This window comes from Sphaerisporangium rubeum (assembly GCF_014207705.1).
GTDB lineage: Bacteria > Actinomycetota > Actinomycetes > Streptosporangiales > Streptosporangiaceae > Sphaerisporangium > Sphaerisporangium rubeum.
In genome coordinates, this window is record NZ_JACHIU010000001.1 from 1,770,645 (window position 1) to 1,790,343 (window position 19,699).

Here is a 19,699-nt window from a genome sequence, read left to right on the forward strand (position 1 = left end):
CGCGAGTACCCACAGCCCGGAATCCGACATTCTCGGCATGCCGTCGGCAGGCGGGCCGTCGGCGTCGTACCCTGAGCGCAGCCGACTCGCGTCCCCGGAGGCCCCCCATCAACCGTCTCGTGCTGTGGAACGTCGACCTCACCCTGGTCGACGTGGCGATCGTCACCCGTGACGCCTACGCCGAGGCCTTCCGGCAGGTCACCGGCCGGCCCCTGGTGAAGCTCGCACCCGCCATGGGCCGTCCCGACTCGGAGATCATCTTCGAGACGCTCGCCGTCAACGGCATCGTGACCGGCGACGACCACCTGCCGCGCTTCATCGAGGCGCTCGCCGCGGCGTTCGCGGCCCGCCGCAAGCGGCTGGACAAGGACGGCCAGGCCATGCCAGGCGCCAAGGACGCGCTCAAGGCGGTGGCCCGCCTCGACGGCGTGGTGCAGTCCGTGCTGACCGGCACCATCAAGAGCAACGCCGTGCTCAAGCTCAAGGCCTTCGGCCTGGACCGCCACATCGACGTCGAGTGCGGCGGCTACGGCGAGGAGGTGTACCCCAAGGCCACGCTCCTTCAGGTCGCGCAGGGCCGCGTCAAGGCCCGCCACGGTTTCCGCTGCGACGGCGCGAACACCGTCCTCGTCGGCGACTCCACCCGTGACGTACAGGCGGCGCGCATCGCCGGCGCCACCATGATCGCCGTCGCCTCCGGCCGCTCCACCGCGGCCGAACTGAACGAGGCAGGCGCCGACATCGTCCTCCCCGACCTCACCAACGCCTCCGAGGTGGTCGCGGCCGTCGCACGTCTCACCAGCCCTCTGGACCGCAGGCCCGTCTAGACCCCCGGCGGCGCTCCGTCCGCGTCCGTCCGCGTCCGTCCGCGTCCATCCATGTCCGTCCGCGTCCGTCCACCTCCGGACGCGGACGGGACCGTGCTCGGTCTCAGGACGTCTCGGCGAGCACGCGTTCGGCGAACCTCACGAACTCCGCAGGCTGTTCGAACTGCGGCCGGTGACCCGACGTCGCGAACGTGACGGTCTCCTTGTGCGGCGCCTGCAACAGGTCGCTCCACTCCGACAGCAGCCGCACCCGCACCGGCACCTCGTGCGCGCCGACGGCGAAGTACACCGGCACGTCGAGCCGGTTCACCTGCCGGCGCAGGTCGATGCCCTGCATGCGCGGATAGAGCAGGTCGTAGGCGTCCACCAGTCCGCCGATGACGTGCGCCTGGTCGAGCAGCGAGTACTCCGGCACCCCGAGGCTCTCGGCGAACCCGCCGGCCCCTTCGCTGTTGGGTCCGTGGTCGTAGGCGTACACCTTGGGCTCACTGGTCAGCATCGGCTCGTAGGAGTACCCGTCCCCGTACGGCGGCGGCCCGAGCTCCACCAGCCGCCGCGCGAGCTCGGCCTTCCCGGTGGCGCGGGCCCAGGCCAGCGTGTCCTGGTACTGCGCCGCGTCGGCGGCCGGCGGCGCGACGGCCTGGCCGATCCCGATGTACGCCGCGAACAGTTCGGGCCGCCGCTGGACGGCGAGCACCCCCACCATCGACCCGCCGGAGTGCGCGGCGAGGTAGACGCGGTCCCGCCTGAACCTCTCCCGCAGGTACTCGGCCATCGCGACGGTGCTGCGCACCTCGTCCTCGGTCGTGAGCGTCGCGGTGGGCTCGAACGCCGCGAACGACTTGCCTCCACCTCGCCGGTCCCAGGTGGCCACGACGAACCGCTGTTCGAGCCCCGCCAGGTGCCGCCGCATGGCCCCGATCTCCGACCCTCCGGGTGGCCCCGGCACGTACAGCAGGACCGGCGCCGCGGCGTCCGCACCCCTGATCATCACCCCGAACCGGTGACCGTTCACCGAGACGCCGGCCAGCTCCGCGACCCCGCCACCCCCCGCGACCGGCGCGGTACGACCCGGCAGCGCCACCACCACCGCGACCCCCGCAACGACGACCGCCGACAGCACCGTCACCGCGCGTCCCGCGTACCGCGGGAGCCGCGCCGCGCGCACCCCGGCGCGCCGCCGCGCGGCCCCCGCACCGAAAGCCGCGCCGACGGCCATGGGGAGCAGAGTCAGCACCGCGTACGGCAGCCGTCCGGTCACCAGCGCCAGCATGCCGAACGTCGTGAACCGCACCGCGTCCACACTCGGCCCCTGCGCTCCGGCACGCACGACCTCCAGCACCACCCAGAACGTCACCGGCGCCAGGAGGATGTACCACCGCGACCTCCCGTAGAACCCCGCGATCCACCCGGCCGCCAGCGAGACCCCCATGCACGCCAGCGCCTGCAGGGCCGACCCCGGCCCGCGCGGCGTCCATAAACCCTCCACCACCCCCCACAGCGCGACATTCCCAAAGGCCTTGACGACCCTTCCGCCTCGCGCCGATAACCACTTGTCCATATGAGCCCTCACAAAGCAGGGAACACGGACCATCACCCTACTGAACAGCACAAAGGTGACCGATTACCGGCCCCCGCAATGGCTCGGAAAGCCCATTGCCGGGAAAATTGTCAGGCGGAATGGTTTTCCAGCCGGAGTACGAGTACATCCGCGATTTCCGCGTCCGGGGCCGGCTGGTTCGTCCCGACGACCCGCCAGCCGAGGTGTTCGTACATGGCGTGCGCCGGCGCGGCGGGAAGACTCAGCAGTGTGGCCCACGGCTCCGGCCGCGAGTCCAGCAGGGACGTGAGCAGCCGCCTGCCGTACCCCTGGCCCCGGCGGCTCCTGATCACGTTGAGCTCGATGACGGCGAACTTCTCGCCGCGCAGCACCTCCTCAGGTGCGGGGGACGTGACGCCACCCCACCAGCCGCCTGCCGCGAACGGCAGGCCGAACGTCCAGCCGATCAGCGCGCCGCCGTCGTCCCGGCAGGCGACGAGCTGGAAGCCGGGGCTCTCGACCTGGCGGCGCGTTCTGGCCAGATAGCGCTCACGGGACGAATTGGGATTGGAGTTGTACGGAGGCTCGGCGTGGATCTCCAGGTAGGCGTCCACGTATTCGTCGGTCAGGACCTCGGCGGCCGACAGACCGTGTTCGTGGATGAACGAGACCCGCATCAGGCTCCTTCCGGTGGCGGACGGTTCCGGGAGGAACGAGACGCGGCGGTGCGAGGGACGGCCCACGACGTTCCTCCATCGCCTCAGCATCGCACCGCCTCCCGGCTCGCGGGGCCGGTTATGTGGTCAGGCGGGATGGCATGGGGAGAAGGGGGTCGGACAGGATGGGGGCATGGTGGACGAAGGTGCGTTGCTGTGGGAGCCGTCAGAGGCCGTGGTCCGGGGTGCGAAGGTCACCCGGTTCGCCGAGTGGCTCGGACGGAGCGGGGAGCGGTACGACGAGCTGTGGGGGTGGTCGGTCGAGCGGCCGGAGGAGTTCTGGGGTGCGGTCTGGGACTACTTCCAGGTGGTGGGGACACGCGGCGAGGGGCCGGTGCTGCGGGGGGACATGCCGGGGGCCGAGTGGTTCGCGGGGAGCACGGTCAACTACGCGGCGAACGCGCTGAGGGGTGATCCGGACCGGGTCGCCGTCGTCGGCCGCGCGGAGGACGGCGGCCGGCGGGTCTACACCTACGGTGAGCTCGCCGGCGAGGTGGGACGGGTCAGGGCCGGCCTGGTGCGGCTCGGGGTGCGGCGGGGGGACCGGGTCGCGGCCTACCTGCCGAACGCGCCGGAGGCGCTGATCGCGTTCCTGGCCGCGGCGAGCCTCGGCGCGGTGTGGTCGTCGTGCTCGCCGGACTTCGGCGCGTCCAGCGTGGCCGACCGGTTCGCGCAGATCACCCCGAAGGTGCTGATCGCGGTGGACGGCTACACCTACAACGGCCGGTGGTTCGACCGGTCGGACGTCGTGGCGGACATCGCGCGGCGGCTGCCGGGCCTGACCGCGACCGTCGTGGTGGGGGAGTCCGGGACGGTCGCCACCGGGGGACGGGTGCTCGGGTGGGAGGAGCTGCGGGCCGAGGCGGCGGAGCCGGAGTTCGAGCAGGTGCCGTTCGGCCATCCGCTGTGGATCGTGTACTCGTCGGGGACGACGGGGCTGCCGAAGGCGATCGTGCACGGCCACGGGGGGATCGTCCTCGAGCATCTCAAGGCGCTGAGCTTCCACCAGGACCTCGGGGAAGGGGACGTGTTCCTCTGGTACACCACGACCGGGTGGATGATGTGGAACTACCTGGCCGGCGGGCTGCTCGTCGGCGCGACGGTGGTGCTGTACGACGGGAGCGCCACGCATCCGGGGACGGACGTGCTGTGGCGGCTCGCGGCCGAGGAAGGGGTCACCTACTTCGGCACCGGCGCGCCGTACATCGTCGCGTCGATGCGCGCCGGGCTGCGGCCCGAAGGGCTCGCCAAGGTGCGGGGGGTCGGGTCCACCGGGTCGCCGTTGCCGCCTGAGGGGTTCGCCTGGCTGTACGACGTGCTGCCGGACGTGCAGCTCGGGTCGTTCTCCGGCGGCACGGACGTGTGCACCGGGTTCGTGGGGGCCGTGCCGTTGCTGCCGGTGCGGGCCGGGGTGATCCCGTGCCGGTGCCTCGGCGCGAAGGTCGAGGCGTTCGACGCCGAGGGGAACCCCGTGGTGGGGGAGGTCGGGGAACTGGTGGTGACGCGGCCGATGCCGTCGATGCCGGTCATGTTCTGGAACGACCCCGGCGGGGAGCGGTACCGGGAGAGCTACTTCGCCGACTATCCGGGGGTGTGGCGGCACGGCGACTGGATCAAGATCATGGACGACGGGTCGTGCGTGATCTACGGCAGGTCGGACTCCACGCTGAACCGCGGCGGGGTGCGCATGGGGACCAGCGAGTTCTACCGCGTGGTCGAGCGGTTCCCCGAGATCGCCGACAGCCTCGTCATCGACACCGGTCAGCTCGGCCGCGAGGGACGGCTGCTGCTGTACGTCACCCCGGCCGAGGGGGAGTCGCTCACCGACGACCTGGCGGCCCGCGTGAAGGCGGCGCTGCGCGCCGAGCTGTCCCCCCGGCACGTGCCGGACGAGATCCACGAGGTCCCCGGCATCCCGCGCACGCTCAGCGGCAAGAAGCTGGAGGTGCCGGTGCGCAAGATCCTGCTCGGCACGCCGCCGGAGAAGGCCGCCAACACCGGCGCGATGGCCAACCCGGAGGTGCTCAGGCACTTCACGCCGTGACGCGGGATCACACGGCCTGGGGGAAGCGGAACAACCGGTCCGGGTCGTAGGCGGCCTTGACCTTCGCCAGGCGGGTGGCGTTGCCGCCGTAGTACTGGCGGCGCCAGTTCTTCAGCGCCGGGTCGATGTAGTTGACGTACGCGTGCTCGCCGAAGTGCGGCGTCATCGCGGCGCGCGCCGCGCGCACCCACGCGGCGGCGCCGTCGCGGTGCGCGTAGTACTGGACGCTGAACAGGGCCTGGCGGTGCGGGTAGGCGGTCGCGTCGGGCCGCACGCGGCCGACCTTGCCGCCGAGCGCGTCGAGGAGGATCGAGTGACGGCCGGGGCTCCCCGCCTGGCCGACCAGCCCGGCGATGCCGGACGCCGGCAGGGGACGGTACGCCAGGTGCGAGGACGCGCGGAAGTCGTCCCTCGGGAAGGTCCCCTCGCGGGTACGGCCGGGAAGCGTGCCCTGGACGTGGCACTGGGGGAGCGTGCGGCCGGCGCAGCCACCCATGATCTTCATGGCCTGCAGGTAGGTGGTCTGGGTGATCGACCGGCCGGTGGTCCGGCCGCCGATGCGGCCGATCAGTGGGTCCAGCAGCTTCTCGCACGCGGCGCGCGGACCGAGGTACAGGCCGCCGATGGTCAGGGAGGGGGCCGGGTCGTGGCCGAGGTGCAGGTTGGCCCAGAGCGCGTCCGGCGCGGCTGGGGCCCACTGCTGCCACACCGCGACGGCCTTGCGTGCCATCGACCACGGCCAGTGCAGGAAGAAGACCGTGACGTCCGAGGTGGGGTGGGTGCGGAAGGTGAACGACACGGCGACGCCGAAGTTGCCGCCTCCGCCGCCGCGCGAGGCCCAGTACAGATCGGCGTCGTGGTTGGCGTCGCACGTGCGCACCCGGCCGTCCGCGGTGACGATCTGGACCGACTCCAGCACGTCGCAGGTCAGGCCGTACTTGCGGGCCACCACCCCGATGCCGCCGCCGAGGGTGAGTCCGGCGACGCCGACGGTGGGACACGAGCCCGCCGGGATGCTCACCCCTTCGGCCGCGAGACGGTCGTACACGTCGATCAGCTGAGCGCCGGCGCCGACCACCGCGCGGCCGGACGCGGCGCTCACGCCGTTCATCCGGGCCACGTCCACGATCAGGCCGGTCCCCGAGGACCATCCGGCGTAGCTGTGACCGCCGGAGCGGGCCGCGACCGGCACCCCCGTCCTGCGCGCGAACGCCAGGCACTCGGCGACGTCCGAGGCGTTCGCGCAGTAGGCGACCCCGGCGGGTCTGACGCCGTCGAACCGCGGGTTGTACAGCCGCCGCGCCGCGTCGTACGCCGCGTCCCCCGGCCGGATCAGCCGTCCGGCCAGCCCTTCCCTGAGCGCCGACCAGTCCTTCGGAACGGGCTTGGTCCTCGCCGCGATCGGCGGCCTGACCGCCGCACCCGGCGCGGCGGTGCGCGCGCCGCTCGCGGGAGGCGCGCAGCCGGCCACGGCTCCGAGCACCGATGACGCCGAGACGGCGAAGAAGGCCCGCCGGTCGAATGATGGACGCACGGCTCAGCTCCTTGTGAGGGGGACCGGCCGCGTCCGGGCCCGGCCCGGTGCCGCCAACGATCCTCCTCGTGGGGGTCAAGGGAGGCGAAAGAACATCCCCCTTGTGTGAGACGTGCCCAAAGGACCGGCGGTTTATCACAGATCGGTATCGGCGGCGGGTGGAGTGCGGGAGGCTGACCAGGTAAGGGGTGGGACGGGTGCGCGGGACAAGTTGACGTTTGATGTGTGATGGGCTGATATCGGGTACGGCGGCAGGTAAGCCTGATCAATGGCGATCCAGGGGAGTCACCGCTGGTGGAAGTCGTATGCCGGGAGTGATCCGGGACGGGTTCCGCATGCAGGGAGAGCGGGCCGCCTTCGCGGGGTAGGTGCGTCCGATTGTGCGACACAGGTGATACCCCTCACAAAGGAGTGAGTAGCGACATGCCCCTCGAAGAGGACAAGGACCGGTTGCTGAGGTCCGCGGCCGACACGGCGGCGGACGGCGGACGTGTGCTCGCGTTGCTGCGGCAGTACTACCGGCATGTCGCACCGGAGGACCTGGAGCACCGCGCGCCGGAGGAGCTGTACCGCACGGCGATGGGCCATCGCGCGTTCGCCGAGCACCGGCCGCAGGGACGTGCCCTGGTGCGCGCCTACAGCCCCGCCGGACAGCAGTACTCCGTGGTGGAGGTCGTCACCGACGACATGTCCTTCCTGGTCGACTCGGTGACCATGGAGCTGGACCGGCACGGCCTCGGCGTCCACCTCATCGTCCACCCCCAGATGACCGTCGAGCGCGACCTGACCGGCCGCATGCTCACCGCCGAGCGCGGCGTCACCGGCCAGGTGCTCGCCGAGTCGTGGATGCGCATCGAGATCGACCGGCAGGACGACGAGACCGTCCTGCGGGCCGTGGAGGACGACCTGCGCCGCGTGCTGCAGGACGTGCGCAACGCCGTCGAGGACTCCGACAAGATGCGCGCGCTGGCGCTGGCCCTCGCGGACGGCACCGCGCGGCCCCTGCCTCCCGAGGAGATCGAGGACAGCGCCGAACTGCTGCGCTGGCTCGCCGACGGCCACTTCACCTTTCTCGGCTACCGCGAGTACCGCCTGGAGACCTCCGCCGACGGCGACCGGCTGCGCGCCGTGCCGGGGACGGGCCTCGGCATCCTGCGCGCCGACAAGGCGGGGTCGGCCAGCTTCGCCGCGATGCCGCAGGAGCTGCGCGCCAAGGCTCGCGAGAAACAGTTCCTCGTCGTCACCAAGGCCAACAGCCGCGCCACCGTGCACCGGCCCGTGTACCTGGACTACATCGGCGTCAAGCTGTTCTCCCCCGAAGGCGAGGTCGTCGGTGAGCGCCGCTTCCTCGGCCTGTTCACCCACGTCGCGTACAGCGAGTCGATCTCCCGCATCCCGGTGCTGCGCCGCAAGCTCGACGAGGTGCTCGACCGCGTGGGCCTCGCACCCGACAGCCACGACGGCAAGGACGCCATCGAGATCCTGGAGAGCTACCCCCGCTCCGAGCTGTTCCACATCCCCGCCGAGGACCTGGTGCCGGTCGTCACCGGCGTGCTGCGGCTGCGCGAGCGCAAGCGCGTGCGCCTGTTCCTCAGCCGTGACGACTACGGCCGCTACATCTCCTGCCTGATCTACCTGCCGCGTGACCGCTACACCACCGACGTGCGCGTGCGCGTGCAGGACATCCTGCTGCTGGCGCTCGGCGGCACCTCGCTCGACTACAGCACCATGATCGGCGAGTCCCCTCTGGCGCGCCTGCACGTCACCATCCGCGGTGAGCGCGGCAAGCCCCTCAGCATCGAAGGGGTGGACGTCGAGGAGCTGGAGTCCCGCGTCGCGGCCACCACGCGGTCCTGGGAGGACGACCTGGCCACCGCGATCGCCGACGCCATGCCGGACGCCGCCACCGTGGCCCGCCGCTACGCCGCCGCGTTCCCCGAGGCGTACAAGGAGGACTTCACCCCCGTTGTCGCGGTCGCGGACCTGCGCCGCCTGGAACAGATCGCCGCCACCTCCGACGAGATCGCGCTCGACCTGTACCGTCCGCACCAGGAGTGGCGGTTCAAGCTCTACCGCGTCGGCGCCGCGGTCTCCCTGTCGGACGTGCTCCCCCTGCTCGGCCGCATGGGGATCGAGGTCGTGGACGAACGGCCGTACCGCGTGGCGCGCAAAGGCGCCGAGCCCGGCTGGATCTACGACTTCGGCCTGCGCTGCCCCCCGACCGAACGGGTCTCCGACGAGACGTTCAAGACGCTGCTGCAGGACACCTTCGGCGCGCTGTGGCGCGGCGAGATCGAGAGCGACGGCTTCAACGCGCTGGTCCCCGCCGCCGGGCTCACCTGGCGCCAGGCCGAGATCCTGCGTGTGTACGCGAAGTACCTGCGCCAGACCGGCACCGCGTTCAGTCAGCGGTACATCGAGAAGGCGCTGGTGGGGAACCTGCGGGTCGCCGGCCTGCTGGTACGGCTGTTCGAGGCCAGGCTGGACCCGGCGCGGTCGCCTGAGCTGCGCGGCGACGTGGGGGACGCGCTGCGCGAGGAGATCCTCGCCGCGCTCGACGACGTGGCGTCCCTCGACGAGGACCGCATCCTGCGCGCGTTCCTCGAACTGATCACCGCCACGCTGCGCACCAACGCGTTCCAGACGCTCGCCGGCCGCCGCAAGCCGTACATCTCCATCAAGCTGGACTCGGCGTCGATCAGCGTGCTGCCGCCGCCGCGTCCGATGATCGAGATCTTCGTGTACTCGCCGCGCGTCGAAGGCGTGCACCTGCGGTTCGGCAAGGTCGCGCGCGGCGGCCTGCGCTGGTCGGACCGCATGGAGGACTTCCGCACCGAGGTGCTCGGCCTGGTCAAGGCGCAGATGGTGAAGAACACCGTCATCGTGCCGACCGGCTCCAAGGGTGGTTTCGTGGTGAAACGGCCACCCCACGGCGGCGGCAGGGACGAGCTGATGGCCGAAGGCGTGGCCTGCTACCGGCAGTTCATCTCCGGCCTGCTCGACATCACCGACAACCTCGTGGACAACGAGGTCGTGCCGCCGCACGACGTGGTGCGGCACGACGGCGACGACACCTACCTGGTGGTGGCCGCCGACAAGGGCACCGCGACGTTCTCCGACATCGCCAACGAGGTCGCCAAGGAGTACGGCTTCTGGCTCGGCGACGCGTTCGCCTCAGGCGGCTCGGTCGGCTACGACCACAAGGCCATGGGGATCACCGCGCGCGGCGCCTGGGAGTCGGTGGCCCACCACTTCCGCTCGCTCGGCGTGGACGTGCGGACCGACGACTTCACCGTGGCCGGCATCGGCGACATGTCCGGTGACGTGTTCGGCAACGGCATGCTGCTGTCCCGCCACATCAAGCTGATCGCCGCGTTCGACCACCGGCACGTCTTCATCGACCCCGCACCCGACGCCGAGCGCGGGTACGCCGAGCGCGAGCGGCTGTTCGCGCTGCCGCGCAGCTCATGGGACGACTACGACCGTTCCCTGATCTCGCGGGGCGGCGGGGTGTGGCCGCGTACCGCCAAGTCGATCCCCGTGTCCCCGCAGGCGCGCGCCGCGCTCGGCATCCCCGACGGCGTGACGGCCCTCACCCCGAGCGACCTCATCAGCGCCATCCTCACGGCCCCGGTGGACCTGCTGTGGAACGGCGGCATCGGCACCTACGTCAAGGCGTCCACCGAGACCCACGCCGACGCCGGCGACAAGGCCAACGACCCGCTGCGCGTGGACGCCACCGCTCTGCGGTGCAAGGTGATCGGCGAAGGCGGCAACCTCGGCCTCACCCAGGAGGCCCGCATCGAGTACGCGCGCGGCGGCGGCCTGGTCAACACCGACTTCATCGACAACTCGGCCGGTGTGGACACCTCCGACCACGAGGTGAACATCAAGATCCTGCTGGACCGGGTGATCCGGGACGGCGACCTCACCGACACCGAACGCGACCAGCTCTTCCTCGACATGACCGACGAGGTCGCGGGCCTCGTGCTGCGCGACAACAAGGCGCAGAACGTCGTGCTCGCCGCGGCCCGCGCGCAGGCCCCCGAGATGCTGCACATCCACGCTCGCTACCTGCGCAGACTGGAACGCGACGCGCTGCTCGACCGCGAACTCGAGTCGTTGCCGTCGGACAAGCAGATGGCCGAGCGGCGCCAGTCGGGCCTCGGCCTCACCGCGCCTGAGTTCTCGGTGCTGCTCGCCTACACCAAGCTCACCGCCGACCACGAGCTGCTGGCGTCCGACCTGCCGGACGACCCGTTCCTCGAACCGTGGCTGGTGTCGTACTTCCCGTCGGCGCTGCGCGAACGGTTCCGCAAGACCATGGACGCGCACCCGCTGCGCCGCGAGATCATCGCCACCGGCGTGGTCAACGACCTGGTCAACATGAGCGGCATCACGTTCCTGTTCCGGTTCGGCGAGGAGACCGGGGCCTCCACCCCCGACATCACGCGGGCCTACCTGGTGTCCCGCGAGGTCTTCGGCATGCCGGCGTTCTGGCGTGCCGTCGAGGCGCTGGACAACAAGGTGGACGCCGCCACGCAGATCGCCATGCTGCTGGAGGGCCGCAAACTGGTCGAACGCGGCGCACGGTGGCTGCTCGGCAACCGCAGGCCGCCGCTCGACCTCACCACGACCGCACGGTTCTTCAGCGAAGGAGCCGAGGGGCTGCTGCCGGACCTGCCGAAGCTGCTCGCCGGACGGGACCTCGCGGCGTACGAGGAGCGCCGCGACGCCTACGCCGCGCGCGGCGTGCCGGCCGACCTCGCCGAGCGGGCCGCGGTGATGGTGCCGGCGTACTCGACGTTCGACCTGGTGGAGATCGCGGCCAACACCGGCAGGCCGGTGCACGACGTCGCCGAGGTGTACTTCGACCTCGCCGACCGCATCCAGCTCTCCCGGCTGCGTGAGCGGGTCATCATGCTGCCGCGCGACAACCGGTGGAACTCCATGGCGCGCGCCGCGCTGCGCGACGACCTGTACGCCGCGCACGCCACGCTCACCCGGGACATCCTCACCCACAGCGAGCCGGGCCTCGGCCCCGAGGAGCGGCTGGCCCGCTGGGCCGAGGCCAACTCGGCGGCCGTGGCGCGGTCCCGGCAGACGATCTCGGAGATCTGGGAGAGCGACACCTTCGACCTCGCGACCCTGTCGGTGGCCCTGCGCGCCATCCGCACACTGGTCGCCGCCAGCGGCCTGCCGCACGCCGAGGGGGAGATCTAGGGACACCGCGGCCGTGCGCCTTGCTGGCGTACGGCCGCCGCGGGACCTGTGCCGGAAGCTCAGTCGGCGCTGACGCCGGTGACCGCGCCGTCGTACCCCACGACCTCCGACAGGCGGGTCGCGCCGCGCGGCTGGACGTGCGCGACGTACTGCTGGGTCTCCACGACGCGCAGCTTGCGGCGCACCACCGGCCTGCCGGTCGACCACCGCGCGTTCTCCGGCACCGGCACCAGGCCCGCCGCGTTGAGCGTCTGCGCCTGCCAGTTGGTGGTGCGGGTCAGCGAGTACAGCACCACGGCGCCGCCGTCGGTGGTGCGCAGCGCGTAGATCGGGTACTCGGTCGCGCCGAAGATCGAGTCGTACAGCAGCCCGAGCCGTTTGGCCTCCGGCTTGGCCTCGCCGACCTCGGTGAAGTAGCCGGTGGTCTGCGGGCCCGCCGCGATCAGCCCGGCCGCGAAACCGCCGGGGCCCTCCTCGGCGATGGTGGCGTGCAGCGGCGCCATCAGGTGCGGGCTGATGGCCAGCGTGTCGTCCCTGGTCGGCAGCGGCGTGGCGTACCCCTCGCCGTCCAGCGCGACGCCGAGCGGCGCGCCGTCCGAGCCGAGCGGGGTGGCGGCGTTCAGCAGGGACGAGAAGCTGAGCTGCCAGCGCGAGTTCTCGTACTGCCGCATGAACGCCAGCAGGGCCGTGCGGCGGTCCCCGTGGGGGTCGCGCCGCTCCACCAGCGCGGCGAACCACAGGGGGAACCGGTCGAGCCGCGGCACCAGCAGCCGCGGCTCACCCCAGGTGTACCTCGGGGGTTTCAGGTCGGTGGACCTGAACTCGGTCACCATGATCGGCAACTGCGCGTCGCGCGTCTGGGCCAGCGCGTACGGCTCGTCGCCGGCGGCCCGCACCACGTCGTCGGTGGCCAGGATGGCGCGCACGGCCCGCGCCGCCTCCTTGAGCGTCACCGTGGGGGTCTCCCGCGCCGAGGCGCTCGCCTGCGGCGCCGGGGTCGCGGCCGGCGAGGGCCGCGCCGCGGGCCGGTCCGACGTACACGCGCCGGCCGCTCCGGCGAGCAGGATCGCCGCGAGCGCCGCACGCACGGTCCTGATCACGCTCGCTCGCCTTTCGAGAAGGGTCCCTGCCGCACGCCATGCTAGCCATCGCACGAGGAGGCTTCTGAATTCGCGTACTCTTGGCAGATGTGGCAGCCATCGATCCCGTAGAAGAGATCAACGAGCTTACCGGCACCCTGAAGGGCATTCAGGACGTGCTCGATCTCGACGCTATGCGCAAGCAGATCGCCGACCTGGAGGCGCAGGCCGCCGCACCCGATCTCTGGAACGACCCCGAGCAGGCGCAGAAGGTCACCAGCAAGCTGTCCCACCTGCAGGGTGAGCTCAACAAGGTCGAGGCGCTGGTGCGCCGCCTGGAGGACCTCCCGGTCCTGTTCGAGCTGGCCGAGGCCGAGGACGACGCCGACACGCGCGCCGAGGCCGACCGCGAGCTCACCTCGCTGCGCGGCGACATCAACGCGCTTGAGGTGCGCACCCTGCTGTCGGGGCCCTACGACGCGCGCGAGGCGCTGATCACCATCAACTCGCAGGCCGGCGGGGTGGACGCCGCCGACTGGGCCCAGATGCTCATGCGCATGTACCTGCGCTGGGCCGAGCGCAAGGGCTACTCCACCGAGGTGTACGACACCTCCTACGCCGAAGAGGCCGGCATCAAGTCGGCGACCTTCGTGGTGAAGGCCCCCTACGCCTACGGCACCCTGCGCGGCGAGCACGGCACCCACCGCCTGGTGCGCATCAGCCCGTTCGACAACCAGGGCCGCCGCCAGACGTCCTTCGCCGGCGTGGACGTCGTCCCCGTGGTCGAGCAGACCGACCACATCGACATCAACGAGGACGATCTGCGCATCGATGTGTACCGCTCCTCGGGCCCCGGCGGCCAGGGTGTCAACACCACCGACTCCGCGGTCCGCATCACCCACCTCCCCACCGGCATCGTGGTCTCCTGCCAGAACGAGCGTTCCCAGCTGCAGAACCGCGCATCGGCGATGGCCGTGCTCCAGGCCAAGCTGCTGGAGCGCAAGCGGCAGGAGGAGGCCGAGAAGATGTCCGAGCTGCGTGGCGAGACCACGACCTCCTGGGGCACGCAGATCCGCAACTACGTGCTGCACCCGTACCAGATCGTGAAGGATCTGCGCACGTCGGTCGAGGCGGGCAACCCGACCGCCGTGCTCGACGGCGACCTCGACGAGTTCATCGAGGGCGAGATCCGCTGGACCCGCCGCCAGGAGTCCGGCGCGGCCTGACCCGTCCGGTCTCTCGGGGCCCTGAGGCCTCTGAGGCATGACCTGACCCCGGCACGGCCCCTGTTCCGTCACGGCGACCCCGGCGGGGCCCCGGGCTACGGTCGTGGCCCGGCCCCCTGATGCCGGGGTCAGCCGCCGTACAGGTGCCTGAGCGCCAGCGTGAAGGCCAGCAGCACGACCAGCACCACCGCGATGACCATGGGCGACAGCCCGCCGAAACCGTGGTGGTGAAGCCGCTCCCTGCTTTCCCGGCAGACGGGGCAGCGGCCCTCGACCACCGGTGACGCGCACTGAGCGCAGATGAGATGTTCGCAGCTCACAGGGACTCTTCCTCTCCACGAAGATCGCTATACCGGCCCGTTAGCGAGTGTGGAATCGTTTTGTTTCCGTTATGGACGTTCCATGCCAGTGTTACCCCTAGACTGAGCCTCGGCCAACCGGAGCGTCGATCCTTGGTAAAGACCGAGCGACCTCCGGCCGGCAGCAAGGCGATGTGGCCCACTCGGCCACCTCCGCTACCGTCCTAACCCCTAGACTGGCATGCCGTGATGCGCCTGTGATCCATTTCGATAATGTCACCAAGGTCTACAGTAACCAGAACCGGCCCGCCCTCGACCATGTGAGTGTTGACGTCGACAAGGGTGAGTTCGTGTTCCTGGTCGGTCCTTCGGGGTCGGGGAAGTCGACCTTTCTCCGGCTGGTCCTGAAGGAGGAGCGTCCCAACTCCGGGGCGATCCACGTCGCCGGGAAGGATCTGGCGCGCCTGTCGAACTTCAAGGTGCCGCACCTGCGCCGCCGGATCGGCTGCGTGTTCCAGGACTTCCGCCTCCTGCCGAACAAGAACGTGTACGAGAACGTCGCGTTCGCGCTGGAGGTCATCGGCAAGCCCCGGCGGTTCATCCGCAAGGTGGTGCCCGAGGTCGTCGAACTCGTCGGTCTTGAGGGCAAGGCACACCGCATGCCCGACGAGCTGTCCGGCGGCGAGCAGCAGCGGGTCGCCATGGCCCGCGCGTTCGTCAACCGGCCGATGATCCTCCTCGCGGACGAGCCCACGGGCAACATCGACCCCGCGACCAGCATCGGGATCATGAAGGTGCTCGACCGGATCAACCGGACCGGCACCACCGTCGTCATGGCCACCCACGACGCCGCCATCGTCGACTCCATGCGCAAGCGCGTGGTCGAGCTGGAGGACGGCAAGATCGTCCGAGATCAGTCTCGCGGCGTGTACGGCCAGGCGTACTGATCGAGCGAGAACGACAGGGGACTCCCACGCAATGCGGGCAAACTTCATCTTCTCTGAGGTCTGGATCGGCCTTCGCCGCAACCTGACGATGACCATCGCGGTCATCGTCACCGTGGCCATCGGCATGGCTCTGCTCGGCATCGGGCTGATGATCAACGCTCAGGTCAGCAACATGAGCACCTACTGGTCCGACAAGGTCCAGCTCTCGGCGTTCCTGTGCAAGAAGAACGACCCGTTCCAGGCCTGCAAGGGCCGCGGAGCGGTCAGCGCGCAGGAGAAGCAGGCGCTCCAGACGCAGATCCAGAGCATGCCGCAGGTCGACAAGGTCTTCTACGAGGACCAGCAGAAGGCGTTCGAGAACTTCAAGGCCGCCTTCAGCAGCAACAGCGTGTTCCTGTCCGCGGTCAAGGTCGAGGACATGCCGGAGTCGTTCCGGGTGAAGCTCAAGAACCCCGACGACTACAAGGTGGTGTTCGACGCGTTGAGCGGCACCCCCGGCGTGGCCAACGTGGTGAACGACCAGGAGCTTCTCGACAAGTTCTTCGGGTTGATGGGCAAACTCCGGTGGGCCGCGCTCGTGGTGGCGCTCATCCAGGTGTTCGCGGCGATCCTGCTGATCGGCAACACGGTGCGGCTGTCGGCGTACAACCGGCGGCGCGAGACCGGCATCATGCGGCTGGTCGGCGCGTCCAACCTGTACATCCAGCTGCCGTTCGTCATGGAGGGCACCATCGCCGGCCTCATCGGCGGTGTGATCTCCGCGGTCCTGCTGATGTTCGCCAAGATCGTGCTGTTCGACGGCATGCAGAACTACTTCGTGCTGTCCACACAGCTGAGTTGGAGCGACGTCGCACAGGTGATCACGCTCACCACGGTCGTCGGCGTGCTGATCTGTATCCTCGCGTCGTTCGTCACCCTGCGCCGTTACCTTCGGGTCTGACGGTCACCGCCGCACAGTAGGCTCATTGCCATGCCACGCGAGACCGGACGCAAGCTCGTCGCCCAGAACAAGCGGGCCCGGCACGACTTCCACATCGAGGACACCTTCGAGGCCGGGCTCGTCCTCATGGGCACCGAGGTCAAGTCGCTGCGCGCCGGGCGAGCCAGCCTGGCCGACGGCTACGCGCAGGTCAAGGACGACGAGGTGTGGCTGATGAACGTCCACATCCCCGAGTACCACATGGGGACCTGGACCAACCACGCGGCGCGGCGTCCCCGCAAGCTGCTGCTGCACCGCAAGGAGATCGACAAGCTCATCGGCAAGACCAAGGAGTCGGGCCTGACCATCGTCCCGCTCGCGCTGTACTTCAGCGACGGCAAGGCCAAGGTCGAGATCGGCCTGGCCCGCGGCAAGAAGACATGGGACAAACGGCACGACCTCGCCGAGAAGCAGGCGACCCGCGAGATGGCCCGCGCACTGCGGCACCGCAACCGGTGAGGCCCCGGCAGGCCGTGGCGCGGGGCCCCCGTCGGGTCCTCCCCGCACCACGCACGAGTTCCCCGCGCGCCTCGGCGCGCCGGGTGGTGTCGGCCGTGCTCTCGCTGGCCGTGGCCGTCCCGGCGCTCGCGGCGTGCTTCGCCGAGCCGTCACCGCACAACGCCGTCAAGGAGTTCCTCGTCGGCTGGCAGACCGGCGACTACACGGCGGCGGCGCGGCGCACCGACGGCGACCCGAAGCAGGTCGGCCAGGCCCTGGAGAACGTCAAGCTCCAGCTCGACGCCGCCTCCATCAGGTTCTCCCTGCAGGGTGTCACCACCGAAGGCGACAACGCCGACGCGCGGTTCCACGTCGAGGTGGACCTCGGCGACAACAACCCGCTGTGGCTGTACGACAACGACCTGCCGCTCCACCTGGTGGACGGCGAGTGGAAGGTCCGCTGGTCGCCGAGCGTCATCCACCCCGAGCTGCGCGCCGGTCAGCGTTTCGCCGTGGACGCCACCTCCGAGGGCCGCCAGCCCATCCTGGACCGCAACGGCGACCCGCTGCAGGAAGAGGCCACCCTCTACGTCGCCGGCGTCGTCCCGGCCACCCTCAAGGACCGCGAGACGCTGTGCGAGCAGCTCTTCCAGCTCACCGGCTTCGCGCAGGACCGCCTGCTCAGCCGCATCGTGTCCGCGCCGCCGCAGTCGTTCGTGCCGCTCGTCACCTTCGGTCGCGCCAAGTACGCGCAGCTGCGCGACCGCCTCGACGGCATCTCCGGCCTCCAGATCGAGAAGAAGCAGCAGCCGGTCGCCCCCGCGCAGCCCGTCGAGATCATCGGCAAGGTCGGCGCGATCACCGCGGAGACCGAGCAGCAGCTCGGCGGGCCGCAGCGGGCCGGCGACACCCTCGGCCAGGGCGGGCTGCAGAAGGCGTACCAGGACCAGCTCACCGGCTCCACCGGCACCCGGGTCATCACCTACGACCTCAAGAGCGGCGAGCAGGTCGCCGAGCTCGCCAGGTGGGAAGGCCGCCTCAACACCTCGGTGAAGACGACCCTCGACAAGGGGGTGCAGCGCGCCGCCGACGCCGCCGCCGGCGGCTCCTCCGTCCCCTCGCTGCTGGTCGCCGTCAAGGCGTCCACCGGCGACATCCTGGCCGTCGGTTCCCGCCAGCTCCACCAGGAACGCGACGCGCTCGCCGGCCGTTTCCCGCCTGGCACCGCGTTCTCGCTGGTCGCCGCGGACGGCCTGCTCGAAGCCGGGGTGGACCCCGGCCAGAAGGTGCCGTGCCCCCCCGACCGCACCGTAGGCGGCGCTCGCTTCGTGCAGACCTCCGCCATCACCGGCACCGCCCCCACCCTCACCACCGACTTCGCGCACGGCTGCGTCACCGCGCTCGCCGCACTGGCCCGCCGCGTCGACGCGGAAACCCTGTCCCGCTCCGCCGGCCGCTTCGGCATCGGCGCCGACTGGACCCTTCCGCTCCGCTCCTACAGCGGCAGCGTCCCGGTGGCCCGCACCGACGCCGCCAAGGCCCGAGTGATCACCGGCCAGACCGTCCGCGTCAGTCCTCTGTCCATGGCTCTCGCCGCCGCCGCCGTGGCCTCCGGCACCTGGCACCCCCCCACCCTGGTCACCTCCCCCTCGGCCCCCGACCTCACCGCCGAGGTGGCCCCGGTCTCCCCCCCCAAGCCCATCACCCTGGACTCCGCCTCTTTGGAGAAACTCCGCTCGATGATGCGCTCCGGCGTGACCACCGGCGCCGCCACCGCCGCCGCCACCCCCGGCCCTCCCGTGTACGGCGTGGTCTCCACCGTCACCTACACCGACAAGAAACGCCAACGCACCCTCTCCTGGTTCGTCGGCTGGCAAGGCGACACCGCCATCGCCGTACTGACGGAAACCCCCACCCCGACCGTCCCGGCCCAGATGGCAGGCCAGTTCTTCAGAAGCCTCCCCGCGGCCTCCTGACCACCCGTGAAATCGACGGCGGGGCTGTTCTCCCCCACCTTCCTGACCACCCGGAAAATCATCAGGCCGCCGAGCAACCATCAGCGGCTCTTCCTGCGTCTTCCAGATTGACTGGTCCCGCTTGGGGGTTGCGGGTTCAGTCGCCGTGATGAGACCAGGGCTTCATCTCGGGGGAAGCCCTGCCGTCCGGACCGGCTCGACCCTGCCGGTCGGCCCCCGGGGACGTGTGCCTCGTGCCCACGCCCCGGGGGTTCGTCACCCCACCCGGCAGACCGCGGTCCCCGAAGCGGTACCCCGCGTACCCATCCGGAAGGGTTCGTGTTCCGGGCCGCCGACGGCCGCCTCTCCCACCCACGCCGCAGGGTTCGGCATGCGGAGCGCCGGGAATCAAGTTGACGTCAGGGGTGTTGGCTTTAGTATCTTCGGAAGTGCCCGGGTGAGAGCCCGGGCGCCACCAGGGGGTGACCGGTTTCGACTTCGACATGTCGCCTCAGGGGAAGCGGGCCGAGGACGGCGGACATAACCTCGTTAACACTGTGACCGCAAAAAAATAAGTGCCGATAACACGCGCACTCAGGGCCGTATGGCCCTCGCCGCCTGAGCGAGGACCTTGCCCTTGTCAGCCCGGGACCGCCTCCGGCCCGGAACTGGCATCGCTAGGAGGCTGAACCGCGCGACCCGGTCACGGGGCCGCTAGGGAAACCTAACAGTGACTGAGCCCGTCGGCGACTCGCCTGCGTGATCGCCGGGGCTGAGAAACTCACAGCAGGCTGCGCCCGGAGAAGCCCTGGAGCGGTGCCGGAGGACGCGGGTTCGATTCCCGCCACCTCCACCCCGAAGAGGGCCGGAAGGAACCACGTTCCTCCCGGCC

The 19,699-nt window shown here is 70.6% G+C and carries 13 protein-coding genes and 1 other RNA gene; 9 read left to right on the forward strand and 5 right to left on the reverse strand.

Annotated features, from left to right (window positions below):
• Positions 1 to 119 precede the first annotated feature (119 nt).
• Complete coding sequence (locus BJ992_RS07600) at positions 120 to 827, forward strand: HAD family hydrolase (RefSeq protein WP_343072540.1); 708 nt, start codon at positions 120 to 122, stop codon at positions 825 to 827.
• Positions 828 to 930: 103 nt separating this feature from the next.
• Here the strand turns inward: BJ992_RS07600 and BJ992_RS34190 are convergent, their stop codons facing one another.
• Both BJ992_RS34190 and BJ992_RS07610 read right to left on the reverse strand, forming a co-directional pair.
• Positions 931 to 2,316 (reverse strand): alpha/beta fold hydrolase, encoded by a 1,386-nt coding sequence (locus BJ992_RS34190; protein ID WP_221474723.1) that lies wholly within the window; start codon positions 2,314 to 2,316, stop codon positions 931 to 933.
• 182 nt (positions 2,317 to 2,498) lie between these two features.
• Positions 2,499 to 3,134 carry a GNAT family N-acetyltransferase gene (locus BJ992_RS07610; RefSeq protein ID WP_184979209.1) on the reverse strand — a complete coding sequence of 212 codons (636 nt, stop codon included), beginning with the start codon at positions 3,132 to 3,134 and terminating at the stop codon, positions 2,499 to 2,501.
• 82 nt (positions 3,135 to 3,216) lie between these two features.
• Here BJ992_RS07610 and BJ992_RS07615 point away from each other — a divergent pair, with 82 nt between their 5' ends.
• The gene (locus BJ992_RS07615; RefSeq protein WP_184979210.1) at positions 3,217 to 5,127 is read left to right on the forward strand and encodes an acetoacetate--CoA ligase; all 1,911 of its coding nucleotides are present in this window, start codon (positions 3,217 to 3,219) and stop codon (positions 5,125 to 5,127) included.
• A 7-nt stretch (positions 5,128 to 5,134) separates the two neighbouring features.
• Here the strand turns inward: BJ992_RS07615 and BJ992_RS07620 are convergent, their stop codons facing one another.
• The gene (locus BJ992_RS07620) at positions 5,135 to 6,661 is read right to left on the reverse strand and encodes an FAD-binding protein (protein ID WP_184979211.1); all 1,527 of its coding nucleotides are present in this window, start codon (positions 6,659 to 6,661) and stop codon (positions 5,135 to 5,137) included.
• 423 nt (positions 6,662 to 7,084) lie between these two features.
• On the opposite strand from BJ992_RS07620, the gene BJ992_RS07625 reads away from it, so the two are divergent.
• Entirely contained in the window at positions 7,085 to 11,884 is a 4,800-nt protein-coding gene (locus BJ992_RS07625; RefSeq protein WP_184979212.1) for an NAD-glutamate dehydrogenase, read from the forward strand.
• 59 nt (positions 11,885 to 11,943) lie between these two features.
• Here the strand turns inward: BJ992_RS07625 and BJ992_RS07630 are convergent, their stop codons facing one another.
• Complete coding sequence (locus tag BJ992_RS07630; RefSeq protein WP_184979213.1) at positions 11,944 to 12,984, reverse strand: DUF8094 domain-containing protein; 1,041 nt, start codon at positions 12,982 to 12,984, stop codon at positions 11,944 to 11,946.
• A gap of 89 nt (positions 12,985 to 13,073) precedes the next feature.
• Here BJ992_RS07630 and prfB point away from each other — a divergent pair, with 89 nt between their 5' ends.
• The gene (gene prfB / locus BJ992_RS07635) at positions 13,074 to 14,189 is read left to right on the forward strand and encodes a peptide chain release factor 2 (protein ID WP_184979214.1); all 1,116 of its coding nucleotides are present in this window, start codon (positions 13,074 to 13,076) and stop codon (positions 14,187 to 14,189) included.
• Positions 14,190 to 14,317: 128 nt separating this feature from the next.
• Here prfB and BJ992_RS07640 read toward each other — a convergent pair whose 3' ends face one another.
• Complete coding sequence (locus BJ992_RS07640; protein WP_184979215.1) at positions 14,318 to 14,509, reverse strand: hypothetical protein; 192 nt, start codon at positions 14,507 to 14,509, stop codon at positions 14,318 to 14,320.
• 236 nt (positions 14,510 to 14,745) lie between these two features.
• On the opposite strand from BJ992_RS07640, the gene ftsE reads away from it, so the two are divergent.
• The 5 genes from ftsE (at position 14,746) to ssrA (ending at position 19,663) form a co-directional block, all read left to right on the forward strand.
• Entirely contained in the window at positions 14,746 to 15,435 is a 690-nt protein-coding gene (ftsE, locus tag BJ992_RS07645) for a cell division ATP-binding protein FtsE (RefSeq protein ID WP_184979216.1), read from the forward strand.
• A 31-nt stretch (positions 15,436 to 15,466) separates the two neighbouring features.
• Complete coding sequence (ftsX, locus tag BJ992_RS07650) at positions 15,467 to 16,375, forward strand: permease-like cell division protein FtsX (protein ID WP_184979217.1); 909 nt, start codon at positions 15,467 to 15,469, stop codon at positions 16,373 to 16,375.
• A 30-nt stretch (positions 16,376 to 16,405) separates the two neighbouring features.
• Entirely contained in the window at positions 16,406 to 16,873 is a 468-nt protein-coding gene (smpB, locus tag BJ992_RS07655) for an SsrA-binding protein SmpB (protein WP_184979218.1), read from the forward strand.
• Between the two features lie 95 nt (positions 16,874 to 16,968).
• Positions 16,969 to 18,828, forward strand: a complete 1,860-nt coding sequence (locus BJ992_RS07660; protein ID WP_343072541.1) for a penicillin-binding transpeptidase domain-containing protein — start codon at positions 16,969 to 16,971, stop codon at positions 18,826 to 18,828.
• A gap of 457 nt (positions 18,829 to 19,285) precedes the next feature.
• Positions 19,286 to 19,663, forward strand: a transfer-messenger RNA (tmRNA) gene (gene ssrA, locus BJ992_RS07665).
• Positions 19,664 to 19,699 lie beyond the last annotated feature (36 nt).